Genomic DNA, 22,410 nt, shown 5'->3' with positions numbered 1-22,410 from the left:
AGATAACCATGACGCAGGGAAAAATTTGGGTGGTTGATGATGATAGTTCCATCCGTTGGGTACTTGAGCGTGCATTAGATAATGCAAAATTCGCTTGCACCTGCTTTGACAGTGCGGATGCTGTACTCGCCGCATTAGAAAATTCACTCCCTGATGTGTTGTTATCTGATATCCGTATGCCAGGCACAAATGGTATTGAGCTTCTGAATACCATCAAGCAATCACACCCGCTTCTGCCGATTATTATTATGACAGCACACTCTGACCTTGATGCTGCCGTAAATGCCTACCAGTCAGGTGCCTTTGATTACTTACCAAAACCTTTCGATATTGATGAAACCGTCGCATTAGTCGAACGTGCTCTGAATCATAGCCGTGAACAAAACCATACTAGCCGTGAAGCTAAGCAGCCAGCCCCTGCGGTCTCTTCGACCATGATCGGGGAGGCACCGGCTATGCAAGAGGTTTATCGCATTATTGGCCGTTTATCACGCTCATCAATTAGTGTGCTTATTAATGGTGAATCTGGAACAGGAAAAGAGCTGGTTGCCCACGCGTTACATCAACACAGCCCTCGTGCCGACGCCCCTTTTATTGCATTAAATATGGCGGCTATTCCCAAAGACTTAATTGAATCTGAGCTATTTGGCCACGAAAAAGGCGCATTTACTGGGGCGACCCAAGTACGTCAAGGGCGATTTGAACAAGCTAACCATGGGTCACTGTTTTTAGATGAAATCGGCGATATGCCCCTTGATGTACAAACTCGCTTGTTACGTGTTCTGGCTGAAGGCCAATTCTATCGTATTGGCGGTTATACCCCAGTTAATGTGGATGTGCGGATTATTGCCGCCACCCACCAAGACCTTGAAAAACGTGTTAAAGAAGGCTTATTTCGCGAAGACTTATTTCACCGGTTAAATGTCATTCGAGTACAATTACCACCGCTACGTGAGCGCACTGAAGATATCCCACGTCTCGCCGATTATTTTCTACAAAATACGGCAAAAGAACTCGGTGTCGAGGCTAAAGTTCTCCACCCTGACAGCGAAAAAATTCTTCAGCGCTATTATTGGTCGGGTAACGTTCGCCAATTGGAGAATGTCTGCCGTTGGTTAACCGTGATGGCAGCAAGCCAAGAAATTTTACCGCAAGATTTGCCCGATGATTTACTTGAAGAGCACCCACAACAAAATTCAGTGATAAAATCATCGCAAGCTGATTCCATGCCAACACAATCATTGTCATCACAAAATCCTATTTCTGCAGCTCAGTGGTTTGAATTACTTGAAGAGTGGACTGATAACGCATTAATGGACGGTAAAGAAGACCTTTTTTCTCAAACCATCCCCTTACTTGAGCGTACAATGCTAAATTGCGCGTTAAAATATACCAATGGCCATAAGCAAGAAGCTGCCCGTTTATTAGGTTGGGGAAGAAATACGTTAACTCGCAAATTAAAAGAATTAGGAATTGAATAGCTTCAGATATTCACCATCATATTAAGATAATGTACGAAGTAATTTATTACTTCATACTTATCTTAACATTCAATAACGCCATACCCATTCACATCAAAAAAAGATATTAAAACGTTAAATAAATCACCATTAATGATGATTGCTTTCAGATGATACCTTTACTATAATACATTTTAGACTGTTTTTTGTTTTAAAATTAAATATTTAAAATGCAGTAAGAGCATTAAAGACCATCAAAACACATTATGCGTGAAATAATAATAAAAATCGCCAATCCAAAACTAATTTAACTATTTAATCTTTATTTTCATCTGCAATAAAAACCCCGTAATAAAAAAAACAACATTTCTTAAAATATCCATGAAAAACTCCCAACTTATAATGTGAATACCAAATACAAGATATAAAAACAGCATCAAATAAGGACATTAAACCTAAATTACTCTCATATTGTTTATTTTTAAAATAAAAGCCAAAATACCTACCAGTTGAGTAACTGAATATATTCACTAACTCAACCTCATCATATAAATATCCTCTTGGAGAGTAATAAATGAAAAAGAATGTCTTTGCCTATTTAATTGCGGCATCGTCTATTTTTGCCATTAATAATGCATTAGCTGCTGATGGAACGATAGATTTTACAGGTGAAATTACCGATCAGGCTTGTCAGTTTGCAACCGGTTCTGATGCATTTACCGTAAACTTAGGGAAAATCTCTAAAACGGCATTACCTAGTACAGGTAGCACCGCAGCAGCAACTAAATTTACCATCAAATTAGAAAACTGCCCGCAAACCGTGACTAGCGCAACGGTTAAATTTGATGCCACCAGTTATGCAGGTGATAATAGTGTACTCCAGTTAACCGACCCTGCTGCAGCGACAACGGCACAAAATGTTGGTATTCAAATTCAGGACGCCACAGGAACAATCGTTCCACTATTTACTGAATCTAGCGCGTATGCATTAAAAGAAAAGACAGTAAATAATTTAGATTTTACCGCTCGTTATATTGCAATGTCTAATAGCGTTGGCGTTGGTCAAGCAAACTCAACCGCAACCTTCACTATCAATTATAACTAATAGGCTTTTAGGGTTTAAATGGATTTAAACCTTATTCCTCTATTCAATGGTACTAATATGAAACGCTTAGTTTATTTTTTTATTTCTTCATTTTTATTGATTAATTTAGCCCATGCAGGCGTTATTATTGGCGGCACTCGTGTTATTTATCATGAGGGAAATAAGGATGTCAGTATTAGTGTCGAAAACCCTGATAAAATCCCTTATTTAATTCAATCATGGATTGATAGCATTGATGAAAATAAGCAATCCGCATTTACTATTACACCTCCATTATTTAGATTAAACTCAGATAAAACCAATGCGCTAAGAATATTTTTAACAGAGAATACCTTACCGAAAGATAAAGAATCATTATTTTGGCTAAATATAAAAACAATCCCAGCAACGGAGCGAACAGAAAATTCATTGCAGATTGCCTTTAAAACGCAAATGAAATTAATTTATCGTCCTTCTGCAATTAAAAATGTTGATTTTGTTGAAGAACAAAAAAAATTAACTTGGTCAAAAACAGGCAATATGATTACAGTAAAAAACCCAACACCGTATTTTATGAATTTCCAAAGCATAACCTTTAACGGTAAAAAGGCGAATGACGTCTCTTATGCTGCACCGTTTTCTAGCACTTCTTTTGAGATTAACGATGCTGCGAATCATGGCACGGTGAAATGGGAAGTCATTAATGACTACGGCTCCGCATCTGAACTGGCTGAAGCGAAAATATAGCCCAAAATTGATTTAGGTTGTTAAAATGAGAATAAATAAAATATGCTTTAGCCTACTTATTTATTTAGGCTATACGGTACCTTTATACGCTGAAAATGCCATCGGCAATAATACAACAGAGGGAAATATCTATTTTGACCCTGATTTCTTAGAGTTGCCTAATAAAAATGCTGTCGATTTAAGCCAATTTGAAAATAACCAACAATTGGCTGGTAATTATTACGTTGATATTTATGTCAATACCAACTTAATCGGGGCAAAAAGTTTAAAATTTGATAAAAATACTGAGAACAAACTGGTTCCTTGCTTAACTTTGGATGATTTAAAAAGCTTTGATATTAAAATTGCAGATTATCCTGAGCTACAAAATAGCCAAACAGGCTGCGTCAATTTAGCAATCATTCCTGACGCAACAAGCCAGTTTGAATTTGATTCACAACGGTTATACCTCAGTATTCCGCAAATCGCGCTGGCGAAAAACCCGAGGGGTTATGTTGACCTTGCAGATATCGATAACGGTATTACCGCCCTATTACTGAATTACAGCTATAGCGGTTCTAAAAATACCGATCGTAAAGGTGGAGAAGACACCACCTCAAACTACGTCAATTTACGCCCCGGCTTAAATATTGGGGCATGGCGTCTGCGCAACTATACCACGTGGTCCAACAGCACAGGGCAGCCCAATAAATGGGATACGATTTATACTTACGCCTCCCGTGGGATCAACCGCATAAAAAGCCAACTAACCTTGGGAGACAGCGTATCTCCGTCAGACGTATTTGACAGTGTACCGTTTCGTGGGGCTCAGCTCGCCACCGATGATGATATGTACCCTGAAAGTCTGCGTGGCTATGCGCCAGTCGTGCGCGGGATAGCTCGCAGCAACGCACAGGTTACCATTCGCCAAAACGGTTACACCATCTACCAAACCGATGTGGCAGCAGGCCCCTTTGAAATCACTGACCTCTATCCAACCGGCAGCAGCGGTGACTTACATGTGACGATAAAAGAGTCGAACGGCAGCGAACAGGTGCAAATTGTACCCTTTGCCTCACTCCCCGTGCTGCAACGTGAGGGTTATTTATCTTATAGCACCACCGCAGGTGAATACCGTTCATATGATAGCCATGTAGATAAAACCAAATTTGGTCAGTTCACTTTGGTATACGGTTTACCCTATGGCATCACTATGTTCGGAGGAAGTCAGTTCAGTGAAAAATACCAATCTTATTCGATAGGTGCTGGGCAAAACTTGGGGCGCTTCGGGGCGCTGTCTATTGATATTACCCAATCTCACGCCAAAATGCGTGATGACAGCAAAGAACGTGGTCAGTCTTACCGCTTTAGATATAACAAAAACCTCAATGATATCGGCACCAATATTGCTTTGGCAGGTTACCGCTATTCAACCCAAGGGTATTACAGTTTATCCGAGGTGTTTGACACCTTCCGTGATACCACCTACAGCCCTGAGATCGAACGCCGCCGTAATCGCGGTGAAATCACCCTCAGCCAAAACCTAGGGGATACTTACGGTTCTATTTCAATGGGTTATGTTAATGAAGACTATTGGAATAGTGACCGCAAAACACAGTCAGCAACCCTTGGCTATAACAATAGCTGGCAAGGGATCAGTTATGGGCTGAATTACACCTATAACAAGAATACCAGCAGCTATTCGCAGAGTGCTGGGGCAAAAAAATACAGTGATGAAGACCATTTATTTACCTTTTCGGTCAATATCCCGTTCAGTTTGTTTGAAGATACCGCCTACATTAACTTTGCCAGTAACCACAGTAGCCGAGACTCCAGTTCGAGTAGCATCGGTGTATCAGCATCTCACCTGAACAACCGTTTAAATTGGAGCATGCAACAAAGTTTAGCCGATCAGGGACAAGGCAGTTCTGGTAATGCGAACTCCACCTATAAAGGCAGGTATGGTGAAATTTCTGGTGGTGCGAGCTATAGCAAAGATAACTATAACCTGTACTACGGAACTAATGGCAGCCTTGTCGCCCACGCGGACGGGTTAGTGTTAGGGCAACAATTAGGTGAAACCGCCGCATTGGTAGAAGTGCCCGATGCAGGAGGTGTACCAATACTAAACCAAGCGGGTGTAGTGACCAATAACCAAGGTTATGCGTTAGTGCCATACGTGACAGCCTACCGTAAAAATACCATCAACATTGATACTTCGGCGTTACCTGACAACACGGAAATGGAACTCACCAGCCAGTCAGTCTCCCCAAGCCGTGGGGCGCTAGTGAAATCCAGTTTTAGCGCCAATGTCGGTTATCGTGCCATTATGAATTTAACCTTTGTTGATGGAAAGCCAGTGCCATTCGGTGCGCAGGCCATATTTAAAGATAACCCGCAGCTCAATAATCTCGTGGGTAATGATGGCGAAGTTTATTTATCCGGCTTAGCAGAGAGTGGGAACTTTATTATTCAATATAACGAGAAACAGCAGTGTCTGGTTAATTATAACTTAGCCGGTGTTTCGGATTATATGGGGTTATATAAAACTACTGCGGTATGCCGGTAATAAGGAAAGAGATAATGAAGACTTTTATTTATAAATTAATAATAATAATTAATTTGATACTTTTATATTGCACAAATGCAAATGCTAACAAGTGTATGCCCAATCCCCAGAATGGCAAAACGGGTTACCTTCCTCCAGCTAATATTATTATACAAGCAGATAACTCAATACCTGTAAATACAGTACTAGCTAGCTACAATGTTCATATTTATCCTATAGGCTACCCTACATTTTTAGCAGGATCAGTATGTAATATACTCATTGAATATATGTACCTAAATGGATGGAAAGTAAATTCGAATAAAGTTGCCCAAACAAATGTACCTGGCATAGGTATTAAAATTTATGGACTTAGAAAAGAAAATACAATGGCTCTCCCGCATGTATCAACAACGCCTGGTATATTTAAATTCTCAGCTACTACTCTTTTTCCTAATGAAATTGTATGGTATGTTGACATAATAAAAACAGGTTCAATAAATTCAGGGGCACTGGCTGCTGGCCCTCTTGCTAGAATGCAAAACAGAGATCCTCATAAAAGAGAAACATATGTAATAACTAGCCTTTATATTCCATCAAATTTTAAAATTACTAATGTATCATGTTCAATAAAAAACAATAAGAGTACTTATGATATCCACCTTGGTGACTGGTATGATACTCAGTTTAATAATATTGGAGATACCAGCACCTCAGCCGATATTCCAATTACATTAACCTGTGCGGCTGGAACGAACATTAAAACAACAGTCACAAGTTCCGCAGGCTACGTTGATATTAATACAGGAAAATTAGCTTTATCTGGTACCGATACCGCTACTGGGGTTGCGATTCAACTACTCGATAAAAATAATGCACCAATAAAACTTAATACTAAAAATAGCTTACAGAATAACATTCCTTCCGGTGACTATATGTTTAATTGGAAAGCCCGTTATATTAAAACTGCAGACAAAATTACTCCCGGAAGTGCAAATGCAACGGCCACAGTTAATATTCGCTACGAATAGAGGCACTCATGAAAAAAATAATAATTACACTATTAACTATAAATATTTTTTCTCTACCCTTATTGGCTAATGCTACAAATACTGTAACATTAAATTTCACAGGCAATATCAAAGCTGCTACCTGTAATATCTCTGGCGGCAACAATATCGATATTGATTTAAAACGTTTACCGATTGATATATTTAATGGAGCACAAACAGGATCCGACTGGAAAAATTTTGATATTAAATTAAATAACTGCTCGTCATTTATCAATCAAATTAAACTGACATTTTCAGGCACCGCAGACACAGCTGATACGGCTAGCTTATATAAAAATCTAGGTACTGCACAGAATATCGCTGTACAGCTACAAAGTGGCGATGGTGCCACACCGTTAGGTAATCTAAAAATATTACAAGTGCCCTTAAATGGGCAATCTGATGTCGCGATTCCACTGCGCACACGGGCCTTTAGCATGGCAGGCAATGTCGTACCCGGTTCTATTTCAGCCAATATTACCGCCACCATCACCTACTTATAAACCGGAGCATATAATATGAAGAAAATAGTGTTGTTATTCTGTCTTGCTTCCAGCCCCGTATTGGCAGCAGACCCACACATTAATATCAATGTACATGGCTATGTCACCGCCATGCCTTGTGAATTAGAAACCACAAATTATTTAATTGATTTGAAAAAAGTGAATGTTTGGAATATTCGGGATACACAAACTTCACCATGGGTTAATTTCTCAATTAAATTGAAAAATTGCCCTATGGGCACCAAAGAAGCCATTATGGAGATTAAAGGCACGCCTGACTCGACCTCCGCTGATTATTTTGTCAATACGGGGAGCGCTAAAAACGTCGCATTAAACTTAGCCCACCATGCAAATAAAACCACGATAAAAAATGGTGAAAAAATTACGGTGCCGGTTAATGAACAAACCCGCAAAGTTGATATTCCACTATCAGCGAGAATGGCGGGCTATGGATCAGGCATGACAAGTGGTTCATTTAATAGTCATCTTGATTTTACATTTGTTTATCATTAATAAATCTAGTGTCTTTATATTGATAATCTAAAATAAACCATCTTAATTAGAATGGTTCAAATTTTGAGATGACGATAATATTTAATATTTTCAATATAAAAAACATAGTTTGATCACTTATGATTTAAATCAAGATAGGATAAAGGATACCTGATAAATATATCGTGATGTTAAAGATATAACCCTATACCAATTAAGAGTAAAAAATCAATGAGGTTAAATAATGAGCAATTATTACCCTGTCTCTGCGGTTATTGGTAATAAAATAAAATCATTGCGTAAAAATAAAGGACTCTCTCTTACTGCCCTTGCTAAAACTGTTGGAATTAGTGAGCAACAGCAACTACGTTATGAACGAGGAAATAATCGAATATCGATAGATAGGCTAAAGCAATATTCTAATTATTTTGATATTAATATAATTTATTTTTTTTCATTTAGTGAAGATGAAAAAACAAAAATTAAAAATGGTTATGAATTTAAAAAATCATTTTCTTTATAGTATTTTTACTTAATCAGTATTGGTTACCGTATGAAAAAAAACACCTCTAAAATTGTCGGAGCGCGGATCCGCACACTAAGAAAAGACCAAAACATGAGTATTCAGCAACTCAGTACATTACTTGGGATTAGTCAGCAGCATCAATCTCGCCATGAATTAGGCGAAATCCGAATTCATGTTGATACGTTATATTCTATTTCCGAAATACTCGACCTTGATATTCAAGAGTTAATTGTTGACTTTGCTACCCCAATACCAGTTAACACAATGAGTAATAAACAGAATAGAAAAAAAATATTGCAAGCGGAAAGCCTATTATCGCCAGAACATAATTTCAATTTATACAAATAGTGTTAATACAAAGTTAAGCTTATTTATAGGAAGTTTATAGTCATGACAACTATAGCTAAAGGTATCTATAAGTAAGAAATCTCTCACGTAGCCTTAACATAGCGAATTAAAATTAAGGCTACTTAATTGAATTTAATAAGAACATTTTGATAGTCATTTAATGTTTCCTTAAAACCAAGGTTACCCCCTATTTTTATTCATTTACTGAATGGCAACACCATTTTCTCTATAAAAAACCAAATAAATAGCACATTTAGACCTGCTAAATCCGATAACTATACTATTATTTCATTTTTCGATAGTAAAAATACAACATCCACTGTATGTGGTCTAATAAGTCAAAACCTTATAACCCCAAATTATCACCATATGAGAGATAAATTAAACTTATATCCCTCCTTATAATTATTCTTAGTTTTATATCGTTATTTAACTTTAGTGAAAAAATCAAAAAAAATTATATTTAACTTAGCTCAATATAGTGTATCAATTCTTCTCTTATAATGTGTTAACTTAATTAAAAAAATTAAATACTTTAAAATTTAATTATATTTTACCAAATTTTACAAAACTTGTTTATTTTAATAAATAGTTTCAAAATACTCTCCAATTGAGTAATTGGTAATTACACCTACTCAATAAAAATAAATAATTATCTTTTGGAGAAAAACAAATGAAAAAGAACTTACTTGCATCATTAATTGCTGCAACCTCAATCTTTGCTGTTAATAATGCATTAGCAGCAGATGGTACTATCGACTTTACAGGTGAAATCATCGACCAAGCATGCGAATTAGCAGCTGGCTCTGATGCACTAAAAGTAAACTTAGGACAAGTATCTAAAAAAGCATTACCAAACGCAGGAAGTACAGCGGCAGCAACTAAATTTACGATTAAATTAATTAATTGCCCTGCTACAGTAACAACGGCTTCAGTAAAATTTGATGCTGATTCTTATATTGGTGATGATGAAGTTATTAAATTAAAAGAAGAAACTGGCGTTGCAACTGGCGTTGGAATTCAAATTACTGATGATACGAATAAAATTGTTCCATTATTTACTGCCTCTAAAGCATATCCATTACAACAAAATGTGGAAAATAATTTAGATTTCAGAGCACGTTATATTGCTAAGTCTGACACAGTGACTCCTGGTCCTGCAAATGCGACAGCAACTTTCACAATCAATTATAACTAAGTAATAAATAAGGTTTAAAAGGACTTAAGCCTTATCTAATAATAATCAATGGTGGTATTATGAAATCTATTATCTATATTTTCATTTCCTTACTTACGCTAATAAATACTGCGAATGCTGGTGTTATAATTGGTGGAACCCGTGTTATTTATAATGAGGGAAACAAAGATGTCAGCATCAGCGTAGAAAATCCAGATAAAATCCCTTATTTGATTCAATCTTGGATAGATAATATAGATGAAAAAAAACAGTCTGATTTTTCTATCACACCACCATTATTTAGGCTAAATGCAGATAGAACTAATGCGCTTAGAATATTTTTAACAGAAAATAAATTACCTAATGATAGAGAGTCATTGTTCTGGTTAAATATAAAAACTATTCCAGCAACAGAAAGAACAGAAAACTCATTACAAATTGCCTTTAAAACACAAATGAAATTAATTTATCGCCCTAAAGCATTAAAAGATGTTAATTTTATTGAAGAGCAAAAAAAATTAGTGTGGTCTAAATCTGGAAATAAAATTACGGTTAAAAACCCAACACCTTATTTTATGAATTTCCAGAGCATCAGCTTTAACGGAACAAAGGCTAATGATGTTTCTTATGCTGCACCTTTCTCAAGTGCGACTTTCGAGGTTAATAACTCAAATACTAATGGAATAATTAAATGGGAAGTTATTAATGATTATGGTGCAGCACCAGAAGCACTCGAAAAGAAAATATAAAACTATAAAATAAGTTGGGCTTTATCATGAAAATAAATAAAATATCTCTAGGCCTACTATTATATTTAGGCTATACCGCATCGCTATATGCTGAAGAAAAAACAGAAAATAATGTCTACTTTGATCCTGACTTTTTAGAGCTACCGAATAAAGATTCGGTTGATTTGTCACAGTTCGAGAATAATGAGCAATTAGCCGGTGACTACTATGTTGATATTTATGTCAACACCAACTTAATTGGTGCTAAAAATCTTAAATTTGAAAAAAATAGCCGTAACCAATTAGTTCCATGTTTATCACTTGCTGATATTAAAGAGTTTGGTATCAAAACAGCGGAATACCCTGAATTACAAACCGCAGGAAGTCACTGTGTAAACCTTGCAGCGATTCCTGATGCCACAAGTAATTTTGAGTTTGATTCTCAACGTTTATATTTAAGCATCCCCCAAATCGCATTGGATAGAAACCCAAGGGGTTACGTTGACTTAGCCAATATCGATAATGGCATCAACGCACTGCTATTAAATTACAGCTATAACGGCTCTAAAAATTACGATCGTAAAAGTAGTGGTTCGGATAACACATCACATTATGTAAATTTAAGACCTGGCTTAAATATTGGAGCATGGCGGCTACGCAATTACACAACATGGTCAAGTAGTACCGACCAATCCGGTAAATGGGATACCATCTATACCTACGCATCACGCGGTATTAATAGCATCAAAAGTCAGTTGACCTTGGGAGATAGTGTCTCACCTTCGATGGTTTTTGATAGCGTGCCATTTCGTGGTGCTCAGCTTGCGACAGATGATGATATGTCCCCTGAGAGTTTACGCGGCTATGCGCCCGTTGTACGTGGGATTGCTCGTAGCAACGCACAGGTGACGATCCGCCAAAATGGTTACATTATCTACCAAACCGAGGTGGCTGCGGGCCCTTTTGAAATCAATGACTTATACCCAACGGGGGGAAGCGGTGATTTGCATGTCACCATCAAAGAATCCAACGGTAGCGAGCAATATCAAATCGTTCCTTTTGCCTCATTACCTGTATTGCAACGTGAAGGATATTTTTCTTATAGCGTAACGGGCGGGGAATACCGCGCTTATGACAGTAGCATTGATAAAACAAAATTTGGCCAATTTACCTTAATCTATGGTCTACCGTATGGTATTACCGCTTATGGTGGTAGCCAAGTGAGTGAGCATTACCAATCTTACTCCATCGGCGCAGGCCAAAACCTTGGGCGATTTGGTGCGTTATCCATTGACGTTACCCATGCAAATTCAACGCTAAGTAATGACGTTAAGGAAAAAGGCCAATCATACCGTTTCCGCTATAACAAAAATATCAACGATATTGGTACTAATATCGCATTGGCTGGTTATCGTTATTCCACTAAAGGTTTTTACAGTTTAGCGGAAGTCTTTGACGGCTATAGAAATACAAACTATATCCCTGAAATTGAACGCCGCCGTAATCGTGGTGAGATCACCCTCAGCCAAAACTTAGGGGATAACTTTGGTTCAATCTCTGTAGGCTATATCAATGAAGACTACTGGAATAGTGACCGTAAAACTCAGTCTGCCACCGTGGGTTATAACAATAGTTGGCAAGGCATCAGTTATAGTTTGAATTATACCTATAATAAAAATACTAATAGCTACTCATATACTTCCGGTAGCCGTACGAAAAGTGAAGATGATCATCAGCTTGCCTTCTCTGTCAGTGTGCCATTTACCGTGTTTGATAACACCTTCTATTACAACTTTAACAGTAATAGTAGCAGCAACGGCCCAAGCACAGGCAGTATTGGGCTTTCCGCTTCACAACTTAATAACCGCTTAAATTGGAGCATGCAGCAGGGTTTCACCACTCAAGAACAAGGTACTAGCGGTAATATGAACGCTTCTTATAAAGGCCAATATGGTGAAATTTCAGGTGGAACAGGCTATAGCAAAGACAACTATAACCTCTATTACGGTGTTAATGGTAGCTTAGTGGCTCACTCTGGCGGTCTTGTACTCGGTCAACAATTAGGCGAAACCGCGGCTATTGTTGAAATCCCAGATGCGGGTGATGTACCAGTATTAAACCAAGCAGGGGTTGTCACTAATAACCAAGGTTATGCACTCGTGCCTTATGTCACGGCTTATCGTAAAAATGTGATTGATATTGACACTTCTGAACTACCTGAAAATACGGAAATGGAGTTAACCAGCCAAAGTGTTGCACCAAGCCGTGGCGCTTTGGTGAAAGCTAGCTTTGCGGCGAATGTCGGCTACCGAGCCATCATGATATTAACCTTTGCTGATGGTAATCCCGTACCTTTTGGTGCTCAGGCGATATTTAAAGATAATCCTCAGCTAAATAATATAGTGGGCAATGATGGCGAAATTTATTTATCTGGTTTAGCTGAAAATGGCAATTTTATTATTCAATATAACGATAAACAACAATGCCAAGTAAATTATAACTTAGCAGGTATATCGAATTATATGGGGTTATATAAAACAGCTGCAATTTGTAAATAATCGGTGATATAAATGAAAAATTTATTCTATAAGTCTACTTTTATATTTATAAGTCTATTTTTATATTCAAGCTATACAAATGCAGCCTGTATCCAGAATCCAAGATTTAATAATATACAAGTGAATATTCCTACAGCAACTTATAACATTCAGTATGATGATATAACTACCAGAGAATTAGGGGCACTAAGTGTCCGTTATTTATCTGGTTCGATGACAACTACCTATTCTGAAGGAAATGGGAGCTGTGGTATATCTTACTTATATGGTGATTTTATTAATAACTGGGTTCCCAATAATGGTGTTGCAACATCAAATATTCCTGGTATCGGTATTTCAGTTCAAACTGCATCAATAGGTGGAGATTTCAATCGTTGGTTTGGCCCTTCCTCAAGTGGCAAGCAACCATGGGAAATATCAGATACCGTTTGGTATATTAAAATAAAAAAAATAGGGCAGGTAACCTCGTCAAATACCCTGCGCTCTGGCCCAGTAGCTCAATTAACTCAAAAAAATCAGACGCCCATTAGCACTTGGTATCTAACAACCTTAAACATGCCTGCAAATGCGATTCGTATCAATGTACTTAGCTGTTCATTAAAGAACAACCAGTCAACCTACAATATTGATATGCAAGATTGGTATGATACACAATTCCCTAATATAGGCTCAACCAGTGCGCCTGTAGATATTCCAATTACCTTAACATGTGCAGCGGGTACCAATATTAAAGCGACGGTCACAAGTTCTAAATATGAAGATACCGCTACAGGAAAATTAGCTCTAACGGGACCTGATAGCGCCACTGGTGTCGCAATACAATTGTTGGATAAAAATAATAATCCAATCAAATTGAACACCACAAATAGCCTGCAAAATAATGTGCCGGCTGGTGATTATATGTTTGATTGGAAAGCTCGCTATATCAAAACGGCAGATAATATCACGCCAGGTACAGCGAATGCCTCTGCTACTGTAAATATTCGCTATGAGTAGGAATAAAAAATGAAAAAAATATCTAAAAATTTACTTTTACTTAGTAGCTTAATATTCAGTGGGAATTTATTTGCTGCTAGCACAGTGACATTGAACTTTACCGGAAATATTAGAGCCGCAACTTGCAATATTACCGGTGGGAATAATATTGATATTGACCTGAAAAATATTTCTGCTGATGTATTTCGTAATGCGAGTTCAGGTTCTAACTGGAACACATTTAATATTAGCCTAAATAACTGTTCATCTTTTATTAACCAAGTAAAACTGACGTTTACAGGAACCGCAGATACTGCGGATGCAGCAAGCTTATACAAAAATCAAGGTACGGCTAAAAACCTAGCCGTTCAACTACAAAATGGTAATGGAACAACCGCTTTAGGTAACCAAAAAGTATTACAAGTTCCGACAAATGGGCAAGCGAATATTAATATTCCATTACGCACACGCGCCTTTAGCTCATTAGGTAATGCCACTCCGGGAACTATTTCCGCCAATATTACGGCAACAATTACCTATTTATAAAAGAGAAAATAATATGAGACATTTTATCCTATTACTATCACTAATGAGCTGTTCTTTAACTGCATTTGGGCTAACAGCAAATATTAAAGTGCATGGCGTCGTTATTGCTGCTCCTTGTGAGGTTGAAAAAAATAATTATTTAATCGATTTGAAAAAAATTAATATTTGGAATATCAAAGATACGCAAAAATCTCCGTGGGTTGATTTTTCCGTGAAGCTAAAAAATTGCCCTGTAGGCACCACCAAAGCTGTAATGAAAATATCAGGTACGCCAGACTCAACAATAACTGAACATTTTATTAATAATGGTACGGCGAAAAATGTGGCATTAAATTTAGCCAATACCGGCAATAAAACAACAATAAAAAATGGCGATACCATTACCGCGAATGTTAATACTCAAACGCGAAATGTTGAAATCCCATTATCGGCAAGAGTCTCGGGTTATGGAAGTGGTATGGTTGCAGGTTCATTTAAAAGCCATTTAGAATTTACATTTACATATCAGTAAGTAAGTTTGTTTTAATTATATCAGTTTTAATAGGGGAAAGCGGTATGCCTAATTACTATCTTATATCAAAAATAATTGGCAATAAAATCACCTATTACCGAAAAATGAAAGGCATGACATTAGAAAATTTATCTAATATCGTGGGTGTGAGTGAACAACAACAGTCACGCTATGAGCGTGGTATTAATCGAATTAATATTGATAAGCTTTATCATTACTCTAAGATATTTGAAATTGATATTATGGCTTTTTTTATTTTCAATTCTAGAGAGATCAATGAGATTGAGCATGCAGAAGAAAAATATTTAAATAAAAAAAGTAAATGTTAAGGATATTTTATGACTAAAAAGAAAATTTTACTGGTAATAATAGGCTCGGTTTTTGCTTATTCTGCATATACACAAGCGGCCTGTATTCAAAATCCTAATTTACGGAATGTTGTGGTGAATGTACCAGCAAGAACCTATTCGCTGCAATATGATGATACAGGGGCTCGCGATTTAGCCACTATTCAGGTCAATTTTAAAGGCTCACAAGTCAATACATTTTCAGGCCCAAAAAGTAATGGTCAATGTGGTGATGCCTACTTACACGCTGACTATGTCAATGGTTGGGTACCAAACGGCAATAAAATTGCAGCCAGTAATATACCGGGCATCAGCATTCAAGTGAAAGCAACCAATATCGGTTTTTTAAATACACGTTATGGACCACCAACAGCAGCCAACCCAGCCGCTTGGACTATTGCTAACCCATATTGGACGATTACCATAAAAAAAACAGGACAAGTCACACAAGGGGGAAATTTAAAGGCAGGGCATGTGGGAAGACTAACACAGCGTAACCCTGCGCCACATAACAGTACGTGGAATTTAACATCGCTGAACATTCCAGCGAATGCGATAAAAATAAACGTATTAAAGTGCTCAACAAAAGCGACAAGTTACAATGTTAACTTAGGGACTTGGTATGATACTCAGTTTAAAGCTATTGGCTCTACTAGCAATAGTGTCAATATACCCATTACATTAAGCTGCGCTGCAGGCACCAATCTAAAAGTGACAGTCACAAGTAGTGCTGGGTATGTTGATATCAATACAGGGAAGATTAAATTGTCTGGGCAAGGGCAAGCAACCGGAGTCGCCATTCAATTATTGGATAGAAATAGTAACCCGATAAAGCTCAACTCAAAGTTCACTTTGCAAAACAATGTTGCAGGTGGCGATTATATTTTTAATTGGAAAGCTAGATATATTAAGACTGCTAATAATATAACTGCAGGAACTGCAAACTCAACAGCTTCGGTTAACATAAGATATGAATAAATAGCATCCAACATTAATCATAAAAAGATATTAATTTATTTATAACTTGATTTTTATTGCTAACATCGAAAAATATCATCGAACAATTGATAAATAGCAAATTTACTATTTTATTAAAATGGTTAAGATAGAGAGGTAATCTTTCATCGTGTTTAGTTAGAAATAAAAAATATAATTATAGGAGTATATATGCCTTATTCAACATCTCACCTAATTGGCAAAAAAATACTTTTTTATCGGAAAACGAATGGACTTTCAGTTAATGAACTATCCGAGGTTATTGGCATCAGCCCACAACAACAGTCACGATATGAAAGAGGAGTAAATAGAATTACTTTAGATAGATTGTTCCAGTATGCAACGTATTTTGAGATTGATATTAAAACCTTCTTTCAGTCCCATGATTTTTAATAAATTAAGTAATAATACATATCACTAGAAGATCCAATTACATTAAAAATATTTAATTATATTAACATTATAATATTTAAAATAAATTAGAGAGAAAATCATGAAACGAAAAATATCTAAATCCGTCGGTTTAAAAATAAGATCATTAAGAGAAAGTCACGGAATGAGTGGTAAAGATTTAAGCATATTGTTAGGCATTAGCCAACAACACCAATCACGCTATGAAAATGGTGAGGTTAATATTCATGTCGACACCATTTACCAGTTGGCACAAATATTTAATGTTTCGCCGACCTATTTCTTTACTGAAACCATTACGGATATTAATAGTACAGAGCTCTCTGTTAATAAAAAGAATTATTTCTCTGCTGAAGCTTTGGTATTCTAACCTCTAAATATGAGCATTATAATATGCCAATAAATTAAATATCGGTGCTATTTCTATTTATAGTATAGCACCGACTTATTATTCTTTTTTAGACTCCTCCACCAACCAATGACGAAATATCGCCATCGCTGGTGTCATGACTCTTGACTTTAAACGGCTTAACCAATATCCACCCAGTGTTACAGATATATCAAAAGGTTGAACTAACGCCCCAGCACTTAATTCATGACTAAACATGCAACTTGGCACCAATGCTATACTGTCGGTTAATAACGCAGCCTCAACCATTAAACGTGATGAATCAAATACAGGGCCTTTGACACGCCAAGGTTCAATCTCCGCAGCTAAAAACCATTTTTCCCATTCATCTTTACGATATGAACGCATTAACTGGTGGGATTTTAAATCTAATGGATGTTTGAGCTGGCTCGCGACTTTCTCTGAACAAAGTACAGTATGAGCCGTTGAAAATAGAGGAATATTTTCAACCAGTGGCCATAAGCCCTCCCCAAAGCGAATAGCAAAATCAACGCCTTCGGCAGCGGGATTCACCACATTGTTATGAGTCATAATGCGTAAATCAATATAAGGGTATAATTCCGAGAATTGGGTTAATCTTGGCAATAACCAGCCCACAGCAAATGTACCGACCACTGAAATACTTAAAGCTTCTCGATAATGGCCATCTTCAAATTGCAATAGTAATGACTCAATCTGGTCAAAAGAGCGGCTCAATACGGGCAGCAATGCAAGCCCTTCATCAGTTAATGCAAGCCCTCGAGGTAAACGAATAAAGAGTTCTAGTCCCAGCTGCTCCTCTAACAACCTAACTTGTTGACTAACAGCTGCCTGAGTGACATTCAACTCTATTCCTGCTCGTGTAAAACTTAAATGCCGCGCTGAAGCTTCGAATGCCCTAAGCGCATTGAGTGGAAGCCGATGACGATAATTTTCTGCCATAAGATTTTCTTTTACCTCATCGAATTTTATATCGTTTCAAATAATGACCGAAAGCATGCATACTGCTTTGCAATTGCGGTTTAACCGCCTAATAGCCTATATTAAAGCACTTTAAATTTACAATGAAGTGCTTTCAATTCCTGTTAGCAATAACTTAAACTTGTACTTATTGGAATAACTCTATGAAAACTCTTTTTCGTCAGGGGCGAATTTTTGTCGCACTGAGTTTGGCGTTAACCACGCTATCCGCTAATGCGTTCACTCAAAAGGATGTGGATGACATTATTAAACCTCTGATGGAACAAAAACAGATCCCAGGGATGTCTGTCGCAATTTCCGTTGAAGGGAAACACTATATTTATCACTATGGTGTGCAGTCTAAGCAAAGCTTAGTACCTGTCAGTGATGAGACTTTATTTGAGATTGGTTCTTTGTCTAAAACGTTTACTGCCACACTCGCAGCCTATGCACAAGACCAAGGAAAACTCGATTTTTCGCAAAAGGTAAGCCACTATCTTCCTGAATTAAAAGGGTCTGCTTTTGACCAAGTCACAGTAATGAACTTGGCTACTCACACTTCCGGTTTATCGTTATTTGTGCCTGATAGCATTACTAATTCAGCTGAATTAATCCGTTATTACCAGCAGTGGAAACCTACCAAAGCCATTGGGCAATATCGCTCTTATTCAAATCTTGGCGTGGGGCTACTCGGTATCGTTACCGCTAAACAACTCAAAATGCCATTTGAGCAAGCGATGGAAAAATTAATGTTGCCTGCACTTGGGCTAAAACATACCTATATTCATGTCCCTAAAAACCAACAGAAAAATTATGCTCAAGGTTATAATAAGCACGATCAGCCCATTCGTGTAGCACCACAAATTTTAGATGCTGAATCTTATGGTTTGAAATCTAATGCTAAAGATCTAATTCGCTTCTTAGATATTAATATGCAAACGAAGAAAGTCGCTAAGCCGTGGCAAGAAGCTGTAGAAAACACCCATACTGGGTTCTATATGACCGATTCATTTATGCAAGATATGATGTGGGAAAGCTATTCGTGGCCAGTATCTCTTGCTCAATTACAGCAAGGTAACCGAAATGAAATGGCGCTCACACCGCAAAAAGTTGAAGCTATCCATCCTGTAATGCCACCTGAAACACAGGCTTTTTACAATAAAACAGGTTCAACCAATGGTTTTGCAACCTATGCGGCATTTATTCCGGAAAACCAAGTGGGTATTATTATTTTATCCAACAAATGGTATCCAATCCCTGACCGCATCACTGCGGCCTACCAGCTAATCGAAAAAGCGAAACACTAGCCCACGCAGAACATCCAATGTTCTAAATAATCAGATAACGAACCAGTAATACTCAAAATAGTTCGTGCTAGAGCAAGGCGGCAAAATTCGGCTATCTCGGGGAGTATACAAAAGTATATGACCCGAGTAGCCGAATAAGGCCAACGCAGCTATTGCGCGAAATATGAAGAGTATTAAAGACAACAACGCGACAGCACGAATTATGAAGAGCATTTAGATAACGCGGGAAAACTGCCGCTGCCTCATCTGACTACGTAAATAAACATCAAAACACATACAAATATTACGAATAAGTAAACGCCCTTGCGGCGTAACTTTAATTCCTTTGTCTGTCATTTCGACTAATCCATCTTCTGCCATTGGCTTCAATAGCTCTAAATCCTCTTTAAAATAAGATTTAAAGTCAATTGGATAGATTGCTTCAATTTGTGCAAAATCCAATTGGAAGTTACAGATTAAGGTTTTAATAACATCACGGCGCAAGCAATCATCATCGGTTAAGACGAGACCTCGCCACAGCGCTTGGCCTTGCTCTTCAACTTGCGCATAATAGGTTTTCAAATCTTTTTGATTTTGCGCGTAGTTATCGCCTAACATACTGATCGCAGAAACGCCTAATCCTAATAAATCACAGTCGCCTTGAGTCGTATAACCTTGGAAATTACGGTGTAAAACCCCTTCTCGTTGGGCCACAGCGAGCTCATCTTCAGGGCGAGCAAAGTGGTCCATACCAATGAATTGATAGCCATCTCTGGTGAGGGTTGCGATTGTGTCTTGCAGAATATCGAGTTTTTGCTCTGCACTTGGTAAATCAGCATCTTTAATTTTACGCTGCGCCGCAAATAAATTAGGCAAATGCGCGTAATTAAACACACTTAAGCGATCTGGTGATAATTCAGCCACTTTCTTTAAGGTAAATGCAAAGCTTTCAGGAGTTTGTTTAGGTAAACCATAAATCAAATCAATACTCGTTGAGGTAAAACCCGTTTCTTTTGCTCGTTTAATTAGGGCAAAAATAAATTCTTCGTCCTGTTCACGGTTAACCAGCACCTGAACTTCTTTATTAAAATCCTGAACTCCCATGCTTAAGCGGTTAAACCCTTCATGGCGCAGATGGTCTATCATATCCAGTTCAATTTCACGCGGGTCGACTTCGATGGACATTTCAACATCATCCGCAAAATGAAAATGCTTTTTCAATAAACCAACCAAATGGCTGACTTGAGCTTTATCGAGGTAAGTCGGAGTACCACCGCCCCAATGCATCTGGGTCACAATACGGCCTTTTAATAAAGCTGCGCGCTGAATAATTTCTTGTTCAATTACTTTAAGATATTCATCGGCTTTATGTTTTTGGCGTGTCACTAATTTATTACAGCCACAGAAATAACAAAGTTTATGGCAAAAAGGGATATGGACATAGAGCGATAAAGGTCGATCAGGATAACGTTGTGTTGCTTGAACAAACGCATTCTCATCATAATCTTGATTGAATTCCAAGGCTGTGGGATACGAGGTATAACGAGGCCCTGAATAATTGTATTTTTGAATGAGAGAAAGATCCCAAACAATATTTTGCTCTGACATAACATTCCTCAATTGACCAAAAGCTCAAACTATAACGATGACTTCACTCTATTTAATTTGTTATTCGATGAGAGTGAAAATTTTATAACCTGCATAAGCATTATAGACTCTAAATATTTCGAGTTGCAGCTAGGCGACAAGTGAATGAGTCGCTAGGAGTATACATAAGTATGAGACTCGTGCGAATGAACATAGTCAACAACGCTGCAGCTTTGAATATGACCAGTATAAATATGTTAGAGAAAAGAGACTTGATTCAACATCAAAGAAAAGTGAGTTAGCAGAAAAAATAGCCAAATCCCCCGCTAGCGCGAGGGATCTTTTAAACGAAATTATTTACTTTTTAAGATGCGCATAATGTCATCAAGTTTTTCTTCGTCTTCTTCCTCTTCTTCTTCGCTATATTCAATACCGAGAATATTCATCAGTTCATCAATACGGTCTAAACAGGTATCAACATACTGCTGTTCTTGCGCAGTGATAGTTTCGCCATCCTCCAGACGCGCCAAAATGCTATCTAGGCGGTCATCGCTTTCTAGCATTTCCAACTCTTTTTCTGGCGTCAATTTTTCTTTAGCGACTGGCATCTCTTTCACCACTGGACGCGCTACAGGTTTGTTATCATCCACAACTAATGGAATCGGTTTTTTGCTACCAATACGCGGGTCTGTGGTGGTAGATATCCCACCTTTAGCATTGTTAGAAGCAGATTCTTGGTTACGGCTACCAGATTTATGACCACGATGTTTTTTCTCGCGCTTACGCTCACGGCCTTCCGCATTTATCTCTTCTTTAGTTTTACGGTATTTTTTCTTTGGCTTAGCAGCCGGTTTTTTTGGTGCATTCATGGTCTGATACCTTGATAAAGTCAGTTTCTGCTGCGAAATCTAGCAGGATCCCATAAAGGGGGAAAGCACTAGTTTGCAATTTCAGCGGATTTTTTACTCCACCCTGCCTTCGCAATAGTACTTTAATGATTATACCTTAAATAATTTGAGTTGCATGCAAGTAACAAGACGGGAAAGCCATCTGAAGGGGGATTAATCTTCCAAGTGGTTTTACCTAAAAAAAATAGAGAGCCATCTTGAGAAATATTCTAAATAATTCAAGTTGTGGCTAGGCGTCAATCGCGGTTATCTCGGGGAGCATACATAAGTATGTGACCCGAGTAGCCGAGTGA

Annotated in this window: 23 protein-coding genes; 20 read left to right on the top strand and 3 right to left on the bottom strand. The window is 37.6% G+C overall.

What is annotated here, in order from left to right; translation table 11 throughout:
• Positions 1–8: 8 nt before the first annotated feature.
• From glnG to SJ312_RS12370, 19 genes are all read left to right on the top strand, one after another.
• Entirely contained in the window at positions 9–1,481 is a 1,473-nt protein-coding gene (gene glnG / locus SJ312_RS12460; protein ID WP_272514854.1) for a nitrogen regulation protein NR(I), read from the top strand.
• 553 nt (positions 1,482–2,034) lie between these two features.
• Positions 2,035–2,565, top strand: a complete 531-nt coding sequence (locus SJ312_RS12455; RefSeq protein ID WP_272514853.1) for a fimbrial protein — start codon at positions 2,035–2,037, stop codon at positions 2,563–2,565.
• A gap of 57 nt (positions 2,566–2,622) precedes the next feature.
• Complete coding sequence (locus tag SJ312_RS12450) at positions 2,623–3,291, top strand: molecular chaperone (protein ID WP_181488867.1); 669 nt, start codon at positions 2,623–2,625, stop codon at positions 3,289–3,291.
• Between the two features lie 25 nt (positions 3,292–3,316).
• Positions 3,317–5,839, top strand: a complete 2,523-nt coding sequence (locus tag SJ312_RS12445; RefSeq protein WP_181488869.1) for a fimbria/pilus outer membrane usher protein — start codon at positions 3,317–3,319, stop codon at positions 5,837–5,839.
• A gap of 14 nt (positions 5,840–5,853) precedes the next feature.
• Positions 5,854–6,849 (top strand): fimbrial protein, encoded by a 996-nt coding sequence (locus SJ312_RS12440; protein ID WP_181488871.1) that lies wholly within the window; start codon positions 5,854–5,856, stop codon positions 6,847–6,849.
• A gap of 8 nt (positions 6,850–6,857) precedes the next feature.
• Positions 6,858–7,373, top strand: a complete 516-nt coding sequence (locus SJ312_RS12435; protein ID WP_181488873.1) for a fimbrial protein — start codon at positions 6,858–6,860, stop codon at positions 7,371–7,373.
• Between the two features lie 15 nt (positions 7,374–7,388).
• Positions 7,389–7,886, top strand: a complete 498-nt coding sequence (locus SJ312_RS12430) for a fimbrial protein (protein WP_004262753.1) — start codon at positions 7,389–7,391, stop codon at positions 7,884–7,886.
• A gap of 223 nt (positions 7,887–8,109) precedes the next feature.
• A complete protein-coding gene (locus SJ312_RS12425) occupies positions 8,110–8,388 on the top strand; it encodes a helix-turn-helix domain-containing protein (protein ID WP_181488875.1) in 279 nt (92 codons plus the stop codon).
• Between the two features lie 30 nt (positions 8,389–8,418).
• On the top strand, positions 8,419–8,739 hold the full coding sequence (locus SJ312_RS12420) for a helix-turn-helix domain-containing protein (RefSeq protein ID WP_181488877.1): 321 nt from the start codon (positions 8,419–8,421) through the stop codon (positions 8,737–8,739).
• A gap of 673 nt (positions 8,740–9,412) precedes the next feature.
• Entirely contained in the window at positions 9,413–9,937 is a 525-nt protein-coding gene (locus tag SJ312_RS12415) for a fimbrial protein (RefSeq protein ID WP_094960816.1), read from the top strand.
• Between the two features lie 59 nt (positions 9,938–9,996).
• Entirely contained in the window at positions 9,997–10,665 is a 669-nt protein-coding gene (locus SJ312_RS12410; RefSeq protein WP_110592681.1) for a molecular chaperone, read from the top strand.
• 26 nt (positions 10,666–10,691) lie between these two features.
• Positions 10,692–13,202 carry a fimbria/pilus outer membrane usher protein gene (locus SJ312_RS12405; protein ID WP_319867842.1) on the top strand — a complete coding sequence of 837 codons (2,511 nt, stop codon included), beginning with the start codon at positions 10,692–10,694 and terminating at the stop codon, positions 13,200–13,202.
• Between the two features lie 12 nt (positions 13,203–13,214).
• On the top strand, positions 13,215–14,198 hold the full coding sequence (locus tag SJ312_RS12400) for a fimbrial protein (protein ID WP_110592683.1): 984 nt from the start codon (positions 13,215–13,217) through the stop codon (positions 14,196–14,198).
• A gap of 9 nt (positions 14,199–14,207) precedes the next feature.
• Positions 14,208–14,723, top strand: coding sequence for a fimbrial protein (locus SJ312_RS12395; RefSeq protein ID WP_004262778.1), 516 nt, complete (start codon positions 14,208–14,210; stop codon positions 14,721–14,723).
• A gap of 13 nt (positions 14,724–14,736) precedes the next feature.
• On the top strand, positions 14,737–15,234 hold the full coding sequence (locus SJ312_RS12390; protein WP_036958601.1) for a fimbrial protein: 498 nt from the start codon (positions 14,737–14,739) through the stop codon (positions 15,232–15,234).
• A gap of 44 nt (positions 15,235–15,278) precedes the next feature.
• The gene (locus SJ312_RS12385; RefSeq protein WP_319867841.1) at positions 15,279–15,563 is read left to right on the top strand and encodes a helix-turn-helix transcriptional regulator; all 285 of its coding nucleotides are present in this window, start codon (positions 15,279–15,281) and stop codon (positions 15,561–15,563) included.
• A gap of 9 nt (positions 15,564–15,572) precedes the next feature.
• Positions 15,573–16,559 carry a fimbrial protein gene (locus SJ312_RS12380; RefSeq protein ID WP_319867839.1) on the top strand — a complete coding sequence of 329 codons (987 nt, stop codon included), beginning with the start codon at positions 15,573–15,575 and terminating at the stop codon, positions 16,557–16,559.
• A gap of 189 nt (positions 16,560–16,748) precedes the next feature.
• Complete coding sequence (locus SJ312_RS12375; protein WP_094960821.1) at positions 16,749–16,970, top strand: helix-turn-helix domain-containing protein; 222 nt, start codon at positions 16,749–16,751, stop codon at positions 16,968–16,970.
• 100 nt (positions 16,971–17,070) lie between these two features.
• A complete protein-coding gene (locus SJ312_RS12370; protein WP_004262793.1) occupies positions 17,071–17,358 on the top strand; it encodes a helix-turn-helix domain-containing protein in 288 nt (95 codons plus the stop codon).
• Positions 17,359–17,436: 78 nt separating this feature from the next.
• Here SJ312_RS12370 and SJ312_RS12365 read toward each other — a convergent pair whose 3' ends face one another.
• On the bottom strand, positions 17,437–18,318 hold the full coding sequence (locus SJ312_RS12365; RefSeq protein WP_319867837.1) for a LysR family transcriptional regulator: 882 nt from the start codon (positions 18,316–18,318) through the stop codon (positions 17,437–17,439).
• A gap of 182 nt (positions 18,319–18,500) precedes the next feature.
• Between SJ312_RS12365 and ampC the strand changes: the two genes are divergently transcribed.
• Entirely contained in the window at positions 18,501–19,643 is a 1,143-nt protein-coding gene (gene ampC / locus SJ312_RS12360; RefSeq protein ID WP_243750174.1) for a class C beta-lactamase, read from the top strand.
• Between the two features lie 213 nt (positions 19,644–19,856).
• Here the strand turns inward: ampC and hemN are convergent, their stop codons facing one another.
• Positions 19,857–21,230 carry an oxygen-independent coproporphyrinogen III oxidase gene (gene hemN / locus SJ312_RS12355; RefSeq protein ID WP_153673257.1) on the bottom strand — a complete coding sequence of 458 codons (1,374 nt, stop codon included), beginning with the start codon at positions 21,228–21,230 and terminating at the stop codon, positions 19,857–19,859.
• Between the two features lie 332 nt (positions 21,231–21,562).
• Entirely contained in the window at positions 21,563–22,078 is a 516-nt protein-coding gene (yihI, locus tag SJ312_RS12350) for a Der GTPase-activating protein YihI (protein WP_153673258.1), read from the bottom strand.
• Positions 22,079–22,410: the final 332 nt, after the last annotated feature.

It is taken from the genome of Providencia sp. CIM-Carb-044, from assembly GCF_033901115.1.
GTDB lineage: Bacteria > Pseudomonadota > Gammaproteobacteria > Enterobacterales > Enterobacteriaceae > Providencia > Providencia hangzhouensis.
The sequence above is the reverse complement of the archived record's forward strand: the minus strand, read 5'-3'. Positions and strand labels throughout refer to the sequence as shown.